This window comes from Desulfobulbus oligotrophicus, from assembly GCF_016446285.1.
Classification (GTDB): domain Bacteria; phylum Desulfobacterota; class Desulfobulbia; order Desulfobulbales; family Desulfobulbaceae; genus Desulfobulbus; species Desulfobulbus oligotrophicus.
Genome location: NZ_CP054140.1, coordinates 2,676,999 through 2,693,098 on the forward strand (window position 1 = coordinate 2,676,999; position 16,100 = coordinate 2,693,098).

General features: G+C 55.4%; 13 protein-coding genes. 8 read left to right on the plus strand and 5 right to left on the minus strand.

Annotated elements, in window-relative coordinates; genetic code table 11:
• Positions 1-2 precede the first annotated feature (2 nt).
• Complete coding sequence (gene cas1 / locus HP555_RS12315) at positions 3-1,022, plus strand: CRISPR-associated endonuclease Cas1 (protein WP_199262878.1); 1,020 nt, start codon at positions 3-5, stop codon at positions 1,020-1,022.
• Positions 1,023-1,070: 48 nt separating this feature from the next.
• Entirely contained in the window at positions 1,071-1,349 is a 279-nt protein-coding gene (cas2, locus tag HP555_RS12320) for a CRISPR-associated endonuclease Cas2 (RefSeq protein ID WP_199262879.1), read from the plus strand.
• Between the two features lie 54 nt (positions 1,350-1,403).
• Here the strand turns inward: cas2 and HP555_RS12325 are convergent, their stop codons facing one another.
• Entirely contained in the window at positions 1,404-1,835 is a 432-nt protein-coding gene (locus HP555_RS12325) for a PilZ domain-containing protein (RefSeq protein WP_199262880.1), read from the minus strand.
• Positions 1,836-2,091: 256 nt separating this feature from the next.
• On the opposite strand from HP555_RS12325, the gene HP555_RS12330 reads away from it, so the two are divergent.
• Genes HP555_RS12330 through arfB form a run of 3 tightly spaced genes read left to right on the plus strand, consistent with a single transcriptional unit; the run spans position 2,092 to position 4,566 of the window.
• On the plus strand, positions 2,092-3,525 hold the full coding sequence (locus HP555_RS12330) for a nicotinate phosphoribosyltransferase (RefSeq protein ID WP_199264563.1): 1,434 nt from the start codon (positions 2,092-2,094) through the stop codon (positions 3,523-3,525).
• On the plus strand, positions 3,522-4,124 hold the full coding sequence (pncA, locus tag HP555_RS12335) for a bifunctional nicotinamidase/pyrazinamidase (RefSeq protein ID WP_199262881.1): 603 nt from the start codon (positions 3,522-3,524) through the stop codon (positions 4,122-4,124). Before HP555_RS12330 ends, pncA begins: the two co-directional genes overlap by 4 nt.
• A gap of 22 nt (positions 4,125-4,146) precedes the next feature.
• The gene (arfB, locus tag HP555_RS12340; protein WP_199262882.1) at positions 4,147-4,566 is read left to right on the plus strand and encodes an alternative ribosome rescue aminoacyl-tRNA hydrolase ArfB; all 420 of its coding nucleotides are present in this window, start codon (positions 4,147-4,149) and stop codon (positions 4,564-4,566) included.
• Between the two features lie 122 nt (positions 4,567-4,688).
• Here arfB and HP555_RS12345 read toward each other — a convergent pair whose 3' ends face one another.
• A complete protein-coding gene (locus tag HP555_RS12345; protein WP_233249180.1) occupies positions 4,689-5,831 on the minus strand; it encodes an MBL fold metallo-hydrolase in 1,143 nt (380 codons plus the stop codon).
• A gap of 486 nt (positions 5,832-6,317) precedes the next feature.
• Between HP555_RS12345 and HP555_RS12350 the strand changes: the two genes are divergently transcribed.
• The 3 genes from HP555_RS12350 (at position 6,318) to HP555_RS12360 (ending at position 11,154) form a co-directional block, all read left to right on the plus strand.
• Positions 6,318-9,248 carry a hybrid sensor histidine kinase/response regulator gene (locus HP555_RS12350; protein ID WP_199262883.1) on the plus strand — a complete coding sequence of 977 codons (2,931 nt, stop codon included), beginning with the start codon at positions 6,318-6,320 and terminating at the stop codon, positions 9,246-9,248.
• A gap of 140 nt (positions 9,249-9,388) precedes the next feature.
• On the plus strand, positions 9,389-10,639 hold the full coding sequence (locus HP555_RS12355) for a hypothetical protein (RefSeq protein WP_199262884.1): 1,251 nt from the start codon (positions 9,389-9,391) through the stop codon (positions 10,637-10,639).
• 80 nt (positions 10,640-10,719) lie between these two features.
• Positions 10,720-11,154 carry a hypothetical protein gene (locus HP555_RS12360; protein ID WP_199262885.1) on the plus strand — a complete coding sequence of 145 codons (435 nt, stop codon included), beginning with the start codon at positions 10,720-10,722 and terminating at the stop codon, positions 11,152-11,154.
• A gap of 257 nt (positions 11,155-11,411) precedes the next feature.
• Here HP555_RS12360 and HP555_RS12365 read toward each other — a convergent pair whose 3' ends face one another.
• The 3 genes from HP555_RS12365 to HP555_RS12375 all read right to left on the minus strand — a co-directional run bounded on the left by HP555_RS12365 (position 11,412) and on the right by HP555_RS12375 (position 15,849).
• Complete coding sequence (locus HP555_RS12365) at positions 11,412-12,632, minus strand: MFS transporter (RefSeq protein ID WP_199262886.1); 1,221 nt, start codon at positions 12,630-12,632, stop codon at positions 11,412-11,414.
• Positions 12,633-12,848: 216 nt separating this feature from the next.
• The gene (locus tag HP555_RS12370; protein WP_199262887.1) at positions 12,849-14,927 is read right to left on the minus strand and encodes an ATP-binding protein; all 2,079 of its coding nucleotides are present in this window, start codon (positions 14,925-14,927) and stop codon (positions 12,849-12,851) included.
• Entirely contained in the window at positions 14,920-15,849 is a 930-nt protein-coding gene (locus HP555_RS12375) for a phosphate/phosphite/phosphonate ABC transporter substrate-binding protein (protein WP_199262888.1), read from the minus strand. Before HP555_RS12375 ends, HP555_RS12370 begins: the two co-directional genes overlap by 8 nt.
• Positions 15,850-16,100: the final 251 nt, after the last annotated feature.

The following is a 16,100-nucleotide window of genomic DNA, read 5'->3' on the forward strand; positions in this document are numbered from 1 at the left end:
CCATGCAACATCTGTACGTTATAGAACCCGGCAGTCATCTGCGCAAAGAGGGGGAGACCCTGGTGATCTGCAAAGGAAAACAACGCCTGGACACCATCCCGGCAACCGGGTTGAAGCAGCTGGCCCTGGCCGGTCGCGCTTCGATCAGCGGTGCAGTGCTCGATTTTCTGATCAGGCACAGTATTGACACTGTCTTTATGACCATGGACGGCCGCTTCAGAGCCAGGCTGCTGCTGGACGACTCCAGCCATACGGCTCTGCGGCAGCAGCAGTATCTGCGGTTGCATGAGTCTGCCTACAAACAACAGCTGGCCGCCGTGATTGTCCGTGAAAAACTGGCCAATCAGTCCCGGTTACTGTTGCGTCGTGCCTCCCAGTACGATCAGCCCATGCTGCGCACCGTGGGCGCACAGATCAAGGCATTGCGTCATAAAAGCACCGATGCCGCTGATCTTGATGCGCTGCGTGGTATTGAAGGGTATGGTTCGCGGCTGTACTTCAGTGTCTTTGGCCTGCTGATACGCAACAAAGACTTTTCGTTTAACGGCCGCAATCGCCGCCCACCCCGGGACCCGATCAATGCCCTGCTCTCCTTTGTGTATACCCTGTTCACCAACGAGGTGCTCAATGCCATTAAGAGTGTCGGACTTGACCCCTACTGTGGGGCTCTTCACGAGATAGCGGCGGGACGGCCGTCGTTGGCCTGTGATCTGGTGGAAGAGTGGCGCCCCTTTGCCGAACGGCTGGTACTGGCGCTGGTGAACCGCAAGGTCATCCGACCTGAAGACTTTGTCCATCGAAGTGAACAGGAACAGACAGACGACCTGCTGCCGGTCTCCATGAAACCCAATGCAGCCCGGGCACTGATTGCAGCCTATCATCGCCAGCTGGACGAACAGCTGCTCTATCCGCCGACCGGTCAGCAAACAACGGTGCGCTGGATTATTCACAGCCAGTGCCGGCGTTTTGCCGACATGCTGCAAACAGACGGGATGTATGTTCCCTTTCAGATCTCCAGGTAAAGGCAACCGTTGTACAAGGCTGCAGACCTTGTATCAGGAGCAGAACAGATGGTGTATGTGGTGTGCTTTGATATCAGTGACGACCGTGTCCGTTATCGGGCGGTTAAACTGCTGAAGGGACTGGGTCGGCGGGTGCAGAAGTCGGTCTTTGAATGTACTGATCTCAGCGAACATCAGCTCCTGGTGCTGCAGAACAGGATGGAGGCACTTATTGACCATGGTTCAGATTCGGTGCGCTACTACCGGTTGTGCAAGGCCTGTGTGCAGGAGGTGGAATGGACTGGACAGGGAGAGATGCCCCGACAGGATCGCTTTATGGTGGTATGAGGTACCTTTCGACCGTATCAGAAGTGCAATGCGTATGCAGCGCTGACAGCGCAACTACACCATGCTGTTCAGCACCAGCGATGGGTAGAGGCCGCGAATAAACGATACGGTCTCCTTGCCCAGATGAAGAAAGGCAAGACCGGTGAGGTTGCCGATGTCGTGTGGACGGACATGACAGACCCGCGCCTTAGTGATCACCTTACGTTGACCGAGAAAAAAACCAACCGTCACAACCAGGTCGTCGGGCAGAGCGACCGGCAGACTCACTGCCATGCCTCCCTCGCTCAGGTTACAGATCGGTATGGTGTAGGTCTGCCCTTTGGCAGCTATCCGTGCCGGTACCTCTTTGGCACCAAACAACCGGCCCAGAGCAGAAGAGGATATCCGCAGAGCAACGCGCTTGTCCCTGGCCGCCTCTGAGGTATAGTCCCAATCCACACTGATCCCTTCAAGGGAAGGAATATCATCCCAGCTTTTCTTTTTCATACCGTCGCCCTTCTGCAATAAGACACACCTGGTGGACCGGCACCAGCGCCCTGCTTTACCGGACAGCCATTGTACCCTGTTTTTTTCATTCAGCCAATCACAGGTGAAAATGGGGTACAATAAAACCCAACACCAACCTGCGGTAAAAAAAGCGCTTGCCGACACGCTGCTCGGTTATTATCAGGAAGAGAACACGGCCAACCTTGCAGTTCCCGTCCACGCAGCACCAAGCCGCCACCTTTACCCGGAACCTGGCATGCATCCTCCATACCTGCTGACTGATCTTTACGAACTCACCATGCAGGCCGGCTATCTTGAACACGACATGGCCGGCAAACCTGCGGTGTTTGACCTGTACTTCCGCACCAACCCCTTTGCCGGCGGTTACGCTGTTTTTGCCGGTCTGGAACCGGCGCTGGCCTATCTTAAAGACCTGCGCTGCAGCCCTGCCGAGATCGACTACCTGCAGGGGCTTGGTCTGTTTAACGATCGATTTTTTGACTATCTGCGTTCGTTTCGCTTTCGCGGCACTGTTGTTGCCCCGCCTGAAGGCACCGTGGTCTTTGCCAACGAACCCCTGCTCACCGCCACCGGCACCCTGGCTGAAGTGCAGCTGGTGGAAACAGTGCTGCTCAACATCATCAACTTCCAGACCCTGGTGGCTACCAAGGCCGCCCGTATCTGCCATGCCGCCGGTGACGGCGAGGTGATCGAGTTCGGACTGCGTCGCGCCCAGGGGCCGGATGGCGGCCTGTCCGCCTCCCGCGCCGCCTGCATTGGTGGTGCCAAGGGGACAAGCAATGTGCTGGCCGGAATGCGTTTTGACCTGCCGGTACGGGGTACCCATGCTCACAGCTGGGTGCAGTCTTTTCCCGACGAGCTGACCGCTTTCCGCGCCTATGCCGGGGTTTTCCCGGACAGCAGTGTACTGCTGGTCGACACCTATGATACCCTGAAGAGCGGCCTGCCCAATGCCATTACCGTGGCCCGCGAACTGCGTGAACAGGGGCATGAGCTGCGTGCCATCCGTCTTGATTCCGGCGACCTGGCCTACCTCTCGCGACAGGCACGGCAGATGCTTGATGCAGCCGGGTTTGCCAACGTCCGTATCCTGGCTTCCAACGAACTTGACGAACAGGTGATTGCCTCCATCCGTGAGGAGGGCGGTCGGATCGATATCTACGGCGTGGGCACCAAACTGGCCACTGCCGCCGGTGTCGGCGGTGTAGCCCTGGGCGGTGTCTACAAGCTGGTGGCCATTGATGGCCGACCGAAGATGAAGGTGACCAGTGACCCGGCCAAGGCCACTCTGCCCGGATACAAGCAGCTGCTGCGCGCTGTTGCCCCGGATGGCGGGTATGTACAGGATGTGGTCTGTCTGCAGGAAGACACGCTTTCTGCCGGTGCCACGGTCTTTGACCCGTTCAACCCCATGCGGCAGACAAGGCTTCCTGCTGACATCCGCCTGGTTGACCTGCGACAGACGGTTCTGCAGGACGGTCAGCGCACCATGGAGCCGGAGCCGCTTGCGGCCATGGCCGAGCGCTGCCGCCGCGACCTGGCCCTCCTGCCCCAGGGGTGCCGGCGTTTTATCAACCCGCACCATTACAAGGTTTCAATATCATCCCGACTCAAGGAGTTGCGTTGTCAGCTGATTGAAAAAGTTACCTCGGAAAAGGAAAAACAATGAAGAACAGTGCCCTCTTGATCATTGACGTTCAAAATGATTTCTGCCCCGGCGGATCCCTGGCTGTGACCGGAGGCGACCGGGTCATTGCCCCTTTAAACCGGGTGGCCGCAGCCTTTGCAGCTGCCGGCCTGCCTGTCTTTGCCACCCGTGACTGGCATCCGCCCGAGACCAGTCATTTTCAGGCCCAGGGCGGACCGTGGCCCGTCCACTGCGTCCGGGACAGTGCCGGTGCCGCCTATCATCCTGATCTTCGCCTGCCTGAGGGGACGGTGCATCTGTACAAGGGGGTTGATGAACAGCGCGACGGCTACTCTGCCTTTGACGGAGCTGATCAGACCGGCACCCTGCTGGAGAGCCTGCTGGCGGATCGCAGCGTTGACCACCTCTCTATCGGCGGCCTGGCCACTGACTACTGCGTGCGCTCCTCAGTGCTTGATGCCCTCACCCGTGGCCTGACGGTCACCGTGCTGACAGACGCGGTGGCCGGGGTTGAACTCCGGCCCGGTGACAGCGAACGCTCGCTCAACGACATGCGCGTGGCCGGAGCTCGTCTGCTGACTGTGGAGCAGGCTGTGCAGGCACACGGCCTGCAACGGTAAAAGCGTGTGAGGTACCTGTAACATGTCCCGTCTCTTCATCACCGATACTTTAAGCATAGGGATGCATGAGATTGAGCTGACAGCAGTACGCGCCCAGGGAGCCGGCGGTCAGCACGTCAACAAGGTCAGCAGCGCGGTTCACCTGCGGTTTGATATCCACGCCTCTTCCCTGCCCGAAAAGTACAAGAAAAGACTGCTGGCCCGGCCTGATCAGCGACTGAGCCGGGATGGTGTTCTCATTATCAAGGCCCAGGAGTTCCGCAGTCAGGAAAAAAACCGTGAGGCGGCCATAGAACGCCTGGCAGCCATAATCCGGGCGGCAACTGTGGTTCGCAAGGTGCGTCGTCCCACCAAACCGGGCCAGGCAGCCAGGCAACGACGGCTCGATGCCAAACGCCGCCGGGGTCACACCAAACTGCTGCGTCGCAAACCGGAACTGTAGCGACTTTCCCCTGGGACGCACCGCAGCAGGGGCAGGTGTGCCCTTCTCCCTTCACCCGCTCTGCAGCAGCATACGCGCCCAGCGGCCCCGCCCGGTTATCCGCAAGGTGCTGCTCCTCCACCTCACTGCACAGATACCGGATTGCCCGGCACATCCGGTTGCCATGGCTTGTCATGACGGCAGGTTGCAGCAGTAACCCGGGCACCGTCTTCTTCCACCCACCAGTGCTGACCGGTCTTTAATGAACAGATAGGAGCGTTCACGATGTTGGCGGTCTGTAGCTCCCGGGCCAGGTCTGCCAACGGCATCTCATAGCCGTTATCAGCCAGCTGAAAGGTACCGTCGTAATGAACGGGCAGCAGCGGCGGCCTGCCGAGATCAACCCAGGCCTGCAGCGCCTCTGCCGGGTTCATGTGGTTGTAGGCCATGAACCAGCGCGGTTCGTACGAGCCTATAGGCAGGACGGCAAGACGCAGTGCCCCGTGTCTGGCGGCAATATGGCGAAAGTTGTCACCCCCGCCGTACCCGCTGTCCCCCACAAAACAGATCTTACCGCCGGGGGTGGCAAGGACAAAGGTTGCCCAGAGGGCCTGATTACGATCCCGGAGACTGCGGGCCGACCAATGGTGCATTGGTTCCAGATAAACGGTCAGATCCGGTGAGACCATCACCTGCTGGCCCCAGTCACGGGCATCTATCCGGGCATCGGGAAGACGTTCGTGGATGATGGCGTCATTACCCAGCGGCGTGATGATACGCATCCGGTGCCGCTGCCAGAGTTGTTCCAGGGTGGCTAAATCGAGGTGATCATAGTGGTTGTGACTGATCAGCACCAGGTCAATGGGCGGAAGATCGGCCAGACGAATACCGGGCGGATGCACCCGTTTCGGTCCGATCCAGGAAAAGGGACTGACCCGTTCGGACCAGACCGGATCGGTGAGGATGTTCAATCCCTGGGTTTGGATCAGCAAGGTCACATGCCCGACAAAGGAGACTCGCAACTGGTTGCCATCCACCCTGCGGGGCGGTATATCAACAGTCTGGAGGTCGCTGAACTCCGGCCACGGCTGGCGCTTGCGGGTTGCATACCAGCGCAGCGTATCCAGAAAAGAGGTGGGGGCAGGTTTCCCGGGATTGTAAAACCGTTTACCATCAAAATGGTCGGACACCGGCCCCTGATAGTACTGCGGAGGAACAACAAAAAACATAGTGACACCCATAAGCCCTAAAACAACGAGGGCAACAGAAAGATATTTTCTCTTCATTGCCACATACCATGTGCAACACCGGAGCAACGGCACCGACCGCATTGCCTGCTGTTTATGACATGTACTTCCATCTTCAACACCTCATCCACTGTTGCCTGCTACCATATATTGCTCTCAACCAGTACAGATTCAATGATTTTATTCTTTTTGCAGGCTATAGATAAGTAACATTCTTCTTGAATAGACCACCCGACCTGCTACAATTTCACAGAGGCAATCAGCGACTTTCTCCTGCTGAAACATGAAAATATGCCTGCACAAGATGTTTATGAGGCAGACAGGCCTGGTGCATGCCCATCCGGACAGCCTGCTGGTCGCAGTGTATTGGTCCTTCTTTAATAAGCATCTTCTCTGTAGAGGCTCTACTTTTAACCAGCGCGATGACCCTTTGATGGACGAACAGGGATAACCGCCATACACGACAACAAACGGCATGTACTCATCCCTTCTCCCCAATCTCTCCTCTCCCCACCCGTTCCGGCCATGCCGACTCTGCGTTTAAACCATCTGGCCACCTCCTTTGTCCTCCTCATGCTTGTCGCACTGGCTGTGAACGGGTGGATTTTACTGCATGTGTTCCAGTTGCACACAAGCTCTCTCCAGGCACAGGAAAACCGGCAGCAGGCCCTGCAAACCACCTACGATATTCAGCAGGAAATTGCAGCCCTGTCAAGAATGGTGCGTGCCTACACAGCTTCGGCCAACACCAAATACCTGACGTACTACTATGATATTATTGATATCAGGTTAGGGAAAAAAACCGCACCGGATCACTATGGACCAACCTACTGGTCGGAAGTGATGGCAGGTAAACGCAAGCATGCCATGCCCACAGAGGCCGTTGCCGAAGCACTCCTGTCAAAGATGCAGCGCCAGGGATTCAGCAAGGAAGAGTTCGCCACCATGAATCGGGGTCTTGCCTACTCCGAGGAGCTCTACAAACTCGACCAGATCGCCTTTGCCGCCACCCAGGGGTTGTACGACCCCGGCACAAACAGTTTTGTTGATGACGGCAGGCCTCAGCTCAAGTTTGCCAACGAATTTCTCTACAATCAACAGTATCTCCGGATGGAGGATCTGATCAACCAGGAGGTACAGACCTTTGTCCGACTGGTGGATGAACGGACCAAACAGGAGGTGCAGGAGGTGACCAGCCGGTTGCGACAGAGCATTCTTACGGCAGTGTACCTGCTGGTCGGCACGGTGGTTGCCGCATTCGTGGCAGTCTTCATCATCCGCAGAATGGTCCTGGCTCCGATGAGCAACCTGATGGACAAGGCCCTGGCCATCGGTAACGGCGACTATTCGGTCCGGCCGGATATCACACGTGGTGTCGGCGAGCTCCAGGCGCTGAGCCAGACAATCAGCATCATGGCGCGTAACATCGAAGAAGACATGCAGCAGCGCGAACAGATCACCCATGAGCTGGAAATAGCCACTGCCAGGGCTGAAGAGTCCACCCGTGCCAAGTCACTGTTTCTGGCCAACATGAGCCATGAGATCCGCACCCCCATGAACGCCATCATCGGCATGACCAGCCTTACCCTGAATACCCGTCTCGATGACAGGCAGCGCGACTATATCGGCAAGGTAAAGAATGCATCGGAATCTCTGCTGAGCATCATCAACGACATCCTGGATTTCTCCAAAATTGAGGCCGGTAAACTGACCCTGGATATTGTGTCGTTTCAGATGGAGGATGTGCTCAGTAATGCAACAGTTCTGGTGCGTCAACTTGCCCTGGAAAAGGAGATTGAACTGCTGCTTGATATCCGCAGCAACCGGCTGCTCAGCCCTGCAGGAACGTTCCGCGGCGACCCCTTGCGAATCGGTCAGATTCTGACAAACCTGCTGTCCAATGCCGTCAAGTTTACCAGTCAGGGATCGGTCAGGCTCGAGGTCGAAGGGCATGACCAGCAGGATGAAACCCTGGCACTGTACTTTCTTGTGGAAGATACAGGAATCGGCATGTCGGAAGAACAGCTGGCACTGCTGTTTCATGAATTTTCCCAGGTAGACGGCTCCACCACCCGTCAGTTCGGAGGAACCGGGCTGGGTTTGAGTATTTCCAAACGGCTTGCCAACCTTATGGGAGGTGACATCACTGTCTCCAGTCAGCCCGGTGTCGGTTCCCGGTTCACACTGCATGTGAGACTGCCGTATTCGGCATCCTCCTCGTGCAGCTTTTCACCGCAGCCGTCGGAAAAATCGTTCAAAGCCCTGGTGGTCGATGATCATGACCAGGCCCGGGAGGTGCTGCAGGGCCTGCTTGAGCTGTTTGATATCGAAGCAGTGAGTGTGGCCTCTGGGGAGGATGCCCTGGCCCTGCTTGCCCGGACCGACCACACGTTTGATCTGCTCTTCCTCGACTGGGTGATGCCGGGTATGGATGGCGCGGCTGTACTGGCCGAACTCAAAACATTGTCGTTGGAAAAGCCGCCACTGACCGTTATCATCTCCTCCTATGATGTGGATATGCCTCCGGTACAGCAGGACGAACTGTCTCCTGCTGTGCAACTGCTCCATAAACCGATTCTGCCCGGTGACATACGGATCCTGCTTGATACGCTCAGGAACACTCCCCGGCACAGACAAGAGCAGCCGTCACTGCCCGGCAGAGTACACCTGCAGGGAATGCGGGTCCTCCTGGTTGAAGACAATGCCATTAACCAGCACGTTGCCCAGCAACTTATGCAGTTTCAAGGTGTTGAAGTCGATGTGGCCGACAACGGACAAAAAGCTGTGGATATGGTTAACGCCCATCCTGCCGACTATTACGATGTTGTGCTCATGGATATACAGATGCCGGTTATGGACGGCTTTGAAGCAACCAAAATTCTGCGTCATCAGCCGCAGTATCAGAGGTTACCCATAATCGCGCTGACCGCGCACGTCATGACCGAACAACAGGAGTACTGCCGGGCCATAGGCATGAACGGTCACATCGCCAAACCCATTGATCCGGAGATTTTGTACAAAGCGCTGGCCGATCACTCGCAACAACCAAAAACCACGTTAACTCCGGCAACGCAGCCCGCGGAGCAGACCACTGCAATCCTGCCGGCTGTGACTGCAATCGACACCCTGAGCGGGTTGACCTACTGTGCCAACAATCCGACACTCTATACCAAAACTCTGCATCATTACATACAGCTCTACACCGATTTTGCCGACCAGCTCGCCTCTTTACATGAACAGGACGAATGGGATGAACTGCTGCGTCAAACCCACTCATTCAAGGGATTAAGCGCCACCATCGGTGCCGGGGATCTCAGTGGACTTGGCATGCGCCTGGAAACAGCAACCCGGGAACGCTCGGAAGACCTGATCCCGTTAATTGAGGAATTGAGCCGCGAACTGCCGTCTGTCCTCGACGAGCTGCACGGGTATCTGTCCCGACAAGGCCCATTGTGAGACAACAACATCAAGAAAAGAGCGGCACTGTCTGCTCTCAGATACAGATCTGTCCAGGTGTTCACATGACAACCTGTTCATACAATGCCATCAGAGAAAACTCTTTATATCAACATGACTAAGGAGCTATACAGTTTATCATGAACAGATCCCAAACTCTCATCCTGGTAGTGCTCTTGTTTGCCGGCCTTGTCATCAGTCCCACAGCCCGGGCCGTTGACTTCAGTTACTCTGCTTTCGGCACCATCGGGGCGGCAATTTCCGATGAACCCATCCGGTACCAGCGGGACATTGATGACAGCGGTACCTTTATGCGGGACTCTCTGCTGGGGGGTCGATTGGATGCCAAGTTTAACGAACAGTGGGCAGCAAGCAGCCAGGTTACACTGGCGGCCAGTGATAAAGAAGATGACAGGATCAGGCCGCAGCTCAAGTGGACCATGGTGTCGTACCGGCCTGCCAATGACTGGTTGATCCGGGTGGGACGGCTCAGTTTGGGCGGACTGCTGCACCAGCAGAATCTGGATGTGGGAGTCACCTATGATATGGCACGATTGCCCCGGGAAGTGTATCTTCTCTCCTCAGACTATGACTTTGACGGCGTGAGTGTCACCAAAACCTGGAATATCGGTGACTATGAACTGGCGCTGGACGGCTCCTTCGGCATGCAGAAACGCTACTATCGCGTCTTTCAAGAGGGAACCGACAGACCATCATATTACAGTGCTGATGTCACCGGCGGCGGTCTGGTGGCCACTTTGAAAGATTACGATCACACCACCTTCCGTTTCGGGTGGCACATAACAGACATTGATCCCAATACAACCGAAGGTATGCTCGCCAGATACAACTTCATGCCCCTGGGAGGCGGACAGTACACCTTAAACCCTGTGAATCCCTTTGGCTACAGATCGACCTTCACAGTCAACACCTTGTTTCTCGGCGTGGAATTCCCGCTGGGCGACTTTCTGGTAACCTGTGAGGGGACTGCTGTCCTGCCAAACAGTGTGGAATCAGCCCCCGAAAACTACGCCGGTTACGTCTCCCTGTCACGAAAGTTCGACAAATGGACCCCTTACATTACCTACGCTAAAATATGGAGCAACGGTCTTGACACCTGGCGCCGGGTCAAAGGAGCGACCAATCCGTACCTGCCGGGCAGTCCACAGGCCCTTATTGCCGACGCCTACCTTGCAGATGTGGCCAGTGTTATCGCTGTTTTTGACCAGAGCTCTGTTATGCTCGGCACCTCGTACGCCATCACTCCCCAGCAAAAAATCAAGGCAGAGGTCATGACCACCCATATTGGTGAACGTTCCGCCATGTTTGACGGTACCCTTACCCATGAAAACGTTACAACGTTCTCACTGTCGTATAACTTTGCCTTTTAAAGATCAGAGCCCTGCTCCTCCACGGCTGTGCAAACAGACATGACCAGAGACACACAACATACCTTGCAAAGATCAATCTGATGCGTTGCGTTGTTTACCGTATACTCCAGGCAGTTGTGGTGGCACTGACCCTGATGACCGCTCCGGTACAGGCCGAAGTGGTCGTTGTGTGCAACGCCTCGCTGTCTGTTGCCGACAGGCTGAACCCAGCCATCCTTGCCCGGATCTATACAGGAAGAACCATTCAGATTGACGGCATCAGTGTTTTACCGGTCAACCTCGCTCCAGGCACTCCGGAACGTTCTCTCTTTCTTCAGCACATCATGGGACAAAACGATGATGAGTATATCGGCTACTGGCTGGTACGCAAGTCCATCGGCCGGGGTACTCCGCCTCAGGAATTTAAAAATGCAGCGGAACTGCAGAACTATATCCGATCGACTCCGGGTTCGATCGGATATATCGATAAACAGCACCTCGAATCCGGGGTGCGGTCCCTTTTCAGAATCCCCTGACCATCCATCCGGTCGCCTGCATCCTGTTATCGATCCAACTTTTCAGATTCATTGAACTCTTTCCCTGCTGCTGTATTTGCCAGGCATGAGACAATCAATGAGCGATGCACCACCAGGCTGTCTCCGGCCGACTGGTTGCACAACCGAACCGGTGGATGTGTGCGCCGGCAGTGGACCAACCGTTATCAGCCGCCTCTTTCCAGGTATCAAAAAGAGGGCAGATCCCCACCATGTCTGATCGTACCAATAAACACGCGCTATTTACTATCCGGGTGTTGTCGCAGGTCAGGAAGGAGCACCGCTGTCAAACCCAGCAGGGGTAACCAGGCGCACAGCTGATAGACCGCTTCAATACCCATCTGATCGGCCAAACGACCAAAAAAAGCCGCACCCAAACCGGCCAGTCCAAAGGCCAGCCCAAAGAAAAGACCGGAGACCATTCCGACTTTGCCGGGAAACAACTCCTGGGCGTAGACCACCATTGCCGGAAAGGCTGAGGCAATCAACAGGCCGATGGTAAAGGTCAGAGGGCCTGTCCAGAACAGGGTGGCATGCGGGAGAGCCAGTGCAAAGGGGGCTGTGCCGAAAATCGACCACCAGATCACCTGCTTGCGACCGATGCGATCACCAATGGGGCCGCCGAGTAATGTCCCGGCAGCCACACCGAAAAGAAAGACGAACAGGTGCAGTTGCGCCGCCTGCACTGGAACCTGAAATTTGTGCATGAGGTAAAAGGTGAGATAACTGTGCAGACTGGTTGTGTAAAAAAATTTGGAAAACATCAGAAGAAGCAGGATGACCACAGGTCGGACAGCAGAGCGTTGTCCGGTCTTTCCGGTTATGTGCGCAGCTCGCCGCTCCAGCCGTTTTTTTGCCTGCTGCTGCTTGTACCATCCGCCAATCCACCAGAGAAGCACAATGGCTGCCAGGGCCACCAGGGCAAACCAGGCCAGACTTGATCTGCCCGCAGGGATGATAATCAACGCTGCCAGCAGCGGACCGGCAGCTGTACCGGCATTCCCGCCGACCTGAAAGATTGACTGGGCAAGTCCGTACTGACCGGCTGAAGCCAGACGGGCAACCCGGGATGATTCCGGATGTAAAACCGCTGATCCGGAACCGACCAGGGCAACAGCCAGCAGCAGCAGCCCATAGCTCGGGACCCACGCCAGGGCAAGGAGCCCCAGCAGAGTACACCCCATACCCCAGGCAAGAAAGTACGGCTGCGGTCGATAATCGGTGTACAGACCGACCAGAGGCTGTAACAGCGAAGCCGAGATCTGAAAAGTCAGGGTGATCAGGCCGATCTGTGTGAAACTGAGTTGAAACCCCTCCTTCAACAGGGGGTATATCGCTGGAATAAGTGATTGAATAAGATCATTGAGAAAATGTGAACAACTGATGGCAATCAGTATCTTGAGGCCGATCTTTTTTGATGCCGGCAATGAAGAAAGATGTGCTTGGCTGCGCTGGATCATAGGGTGAACTCAACAACGATGAGGCGATAGTTGATGCAGGACCGGAGTACCCTCTCCCCGGCAGGACCGGGCCCGTAGCAGGCGCGACGCAGTACCTGTGCCGGGGCCTGTCGGCTCCATATCCACGGGAGTTTTCCGGTATACGATGCAGTGTAAAAAAAACTGATGGTAAAGAAAGAAAAAGGGTAAGAACGCCGGTGTCAACACAGACAGCAGTTACAAGACGTTCTCTTTTCGATCGGGCTCCTCTTCACTCCGGCTGCCCACCGGGAGCGGTAACGTGACAATGAAAACCGTTCCCGGCCGATCCGGATACGCGTGAGCAGCGTCTTCGGGGAGCATTGTCCTGGGAACAGGACTGAGTGCGGAGATCGTACCGCCATGTTCTTTAATGATCCCGAAGGAAACCGACAGACCCAGCCCGGTCCCCTTGCCAACCTGCTTGGTGGTGAAAAATGGATCAAAGATATTGGCGATATGTTCAGAACTTACGCCGGTTCCGGTATCAGCGACACTGACTTCAATCCGCCCTTGAGACGGATGTCGGGTCCGAATAAAGATAACGCCGTCCTGACCGATTGCATCGGCGGCATTGTTTAACAGATTCAACCAGACCTGTTTGAGTCGTTCCCGGTCTCCGATCATGGTGGGTAACGATTCCCCCGGTGTGAAAACCACCTGAATCCGGTTCAGAAAGAAGGCGTGTTCCACCAGTTGAATCACCTCCTGCAAAGAGGTATTGAGATCCAGGGCACCGCGCACCGAATGCGAATGGCGGGAGAATCCCAACAGGTCAGCCACGATTTTGCGACAGACCTTGGTCTGTTTTTCGATAATACGCAAACTCTCCAGTGATTCTTCATCAGTGACATCATCCATCAGTAACTGTGCATAACCGAGAATAATCCCAAGCGGGGTATTGATCTCATGGGCCACACCACCGGCAAGACGCCCCAGACCTTCCATTTTCTGCGATCGGATCAACTGTTCCTGGAACTTCTTGAGCATGGTGGTGTCCCGTGCCGTCAGGAGAAGGCCCATGATATTGCCGTCCTGCTCATAAATCGGTACTTTGACCACATGGAACCACTTCTGATCATCAGACCTCTTAAAGGTAATCTCTTTGGATAACGGCTGACCGGTCAACAGGATCTGTCTGTCCTCATGATAGTTCAGATCCGCCTGCCGGGGAGAAAAGATATCAAAATCGGTCCTGCCGATAACAGCCTCTTCCTGAAGACCGAAATAGTCACAGAAGGCTTTGCTGACAAACCTGTACACCAGATCCTTGTCCTGCAGGGTAATAAAGTCCGGCGTCACGTTCATGATGGTTTTGAGCAGCCCCTGCTGCTGGGCAATAGTCTTCTCCCGTTCGGTCAGTTCCTGAATATGGTTTCTGATCGTCACGGCCATCACGTCAAAGGCCTCGGCCAGGTCCTGCAGCTCGTCACCGAAGTTGTGTCTGAACACGGAGCAGTGACGACAGCTCTCCATCTTCAGCGGATACTCTTTTCCCTGGCAGTTCGGGCACAGGGTACCGGCCAGGTACCAGCAGCGCCGCAGCGGATCGCCATAGGCGGGACAGTCAACCTTGTCGCAGGCCATGATGTCCCAGCAGTTTTTCTCCAATGTGAACCCGGCCTGTACATCGAGGTTGCCTTTGACAATCTGCTCGGCCGACTCCCGCAAACGGTTGAGACGAAGGGTCACGGTCCGTGCAAACCACAGGGCCAGCACAACACCGAGACTGACGCCCCCCAGGGTGACAAACAGGCTGATCCAGCGTTGCTGGGCAATCTGTGCATCGATCTCACTTCGGGCCAGCCCCATCCTGATACTGCCGAGACTTTTGTCACCCACCACAATCCTGACGTTAAAATCGTAGATCTGTCCCCGTTCAGTGGTCAGCTGCCTGGGCTGCGGTTTCTCGCTGGCCTGATTGACCGTCAGAAGATCAGTGGGAAAACCGCCGCTGAAGGTGTGCGTTAAGATGTTACCGGTGGTGTCGGTTAAAAAGATGTAGATGATGTCGTCGTACTGTCCATGGAGGTTGTCGATGAGATTTTTCATCTGCAGAAAATCCATGGCCAGGAGAGGCTCGGTCAGTCTGAATGCCAGCCCGGATGCCAACGCCATACCCCGCTTCTTCCCCTCTTCCAGGAGGGCCTTTGATGACATGGCAGAAAGGATAAGACCGATGCTGAGACCACACAGCACCAGCATCATGGTCACCCCCAGGGTGATCTTGCTTCTGAAACGTAAACGATGAAAGATTTTGCTCAACGGGTTAGTCAAGATCCATCCCCACCTTTTTTTTCAGTTCCCGGATGGGATCAAAATCACTGTCGTCGGAGGGGACAAAGCCAATGAATCTGGCTGCCTCAAGGATAACATGATGTCGTGGATTTCCCTCATAGTCAAGTTTTAGCAGGGCTTTTTTAATCTTATCGGCAGCCTCCTGTGAAAGGCGCGGGCTGCTGGCGTACACCCAGCCCGGATAGGAACGGGAGGCGGCAACAACCCTGATCTGGCTGATATCGATCTTCTTTTCCACCACTTTCAGCGACCCTTCCCGAATTGATCCCAGGTCATGCAACCCGGCATAGACACTGAGGATGACATTCTCCTGCCGGCCGCCTGCAAAGACCACTTCCTTAAAATCATGGATATGTACTCCGTGGTCGACAAAGTGGCCAAGAGAAAAAAGATAGCCCCCTGCAGAGGCGGGATCCACCGCAATCCATGACTTGCCCCGGCAGTCATCAAGTGATTGGATAGCCTCGTTGTCCTTGCGGGCGATGATCTGCCCACGAAATTCAGCCCGCCCGTCCAGCTCGATGATACGGGCCATGGCCTTGGCACCAAACTGATTGGCCAGCTTAACGTAGACAAATGGATTGGTGAAAGAGATGTCAATTTTGCCCTGACCGAACATCCGGATATGATCGGAAAAGGAGTCAGGGAAAACCTGCCGGACCGGCATACCGGTTTCTTCGATCAGGTACTCCACTAAACGATGATGACGCTGAAAGGATTCAGTATGTGAATACTGGGGCAGATACGCATAGGTGACAGCGGGCTGCTGCGGTCTGGCTGTTATCTCCTGACGCTTGTTCAGAGACACCTTCACGCTCTCCTCACCGTCCCCGCAGGAGCAGAGAAACATGCTTGCAAACAGCATCACCGCCAAGAACAATCCATTGAGTCTGGGCACCATACCGGTTATCCCTCTTTGGTTACAGCCTGTCTGTTACACTGACCACATCCTGTTTATCCATACAGCAAATCCGTTGTTCCTGCAACGAACGCTGTGTATGTTTGGCACAAACAGATCCCGGATTACTTGAAACAGTGTGAGCAAACATGATTATATGGGAGAAGGGTCTGTAGGGTACTGAACACCGCCAGACCTTTGCCTGCCCTGCTCCGGGCAAGTCGCAGCGCATGAAGAGACGTTGCCAGTCACAG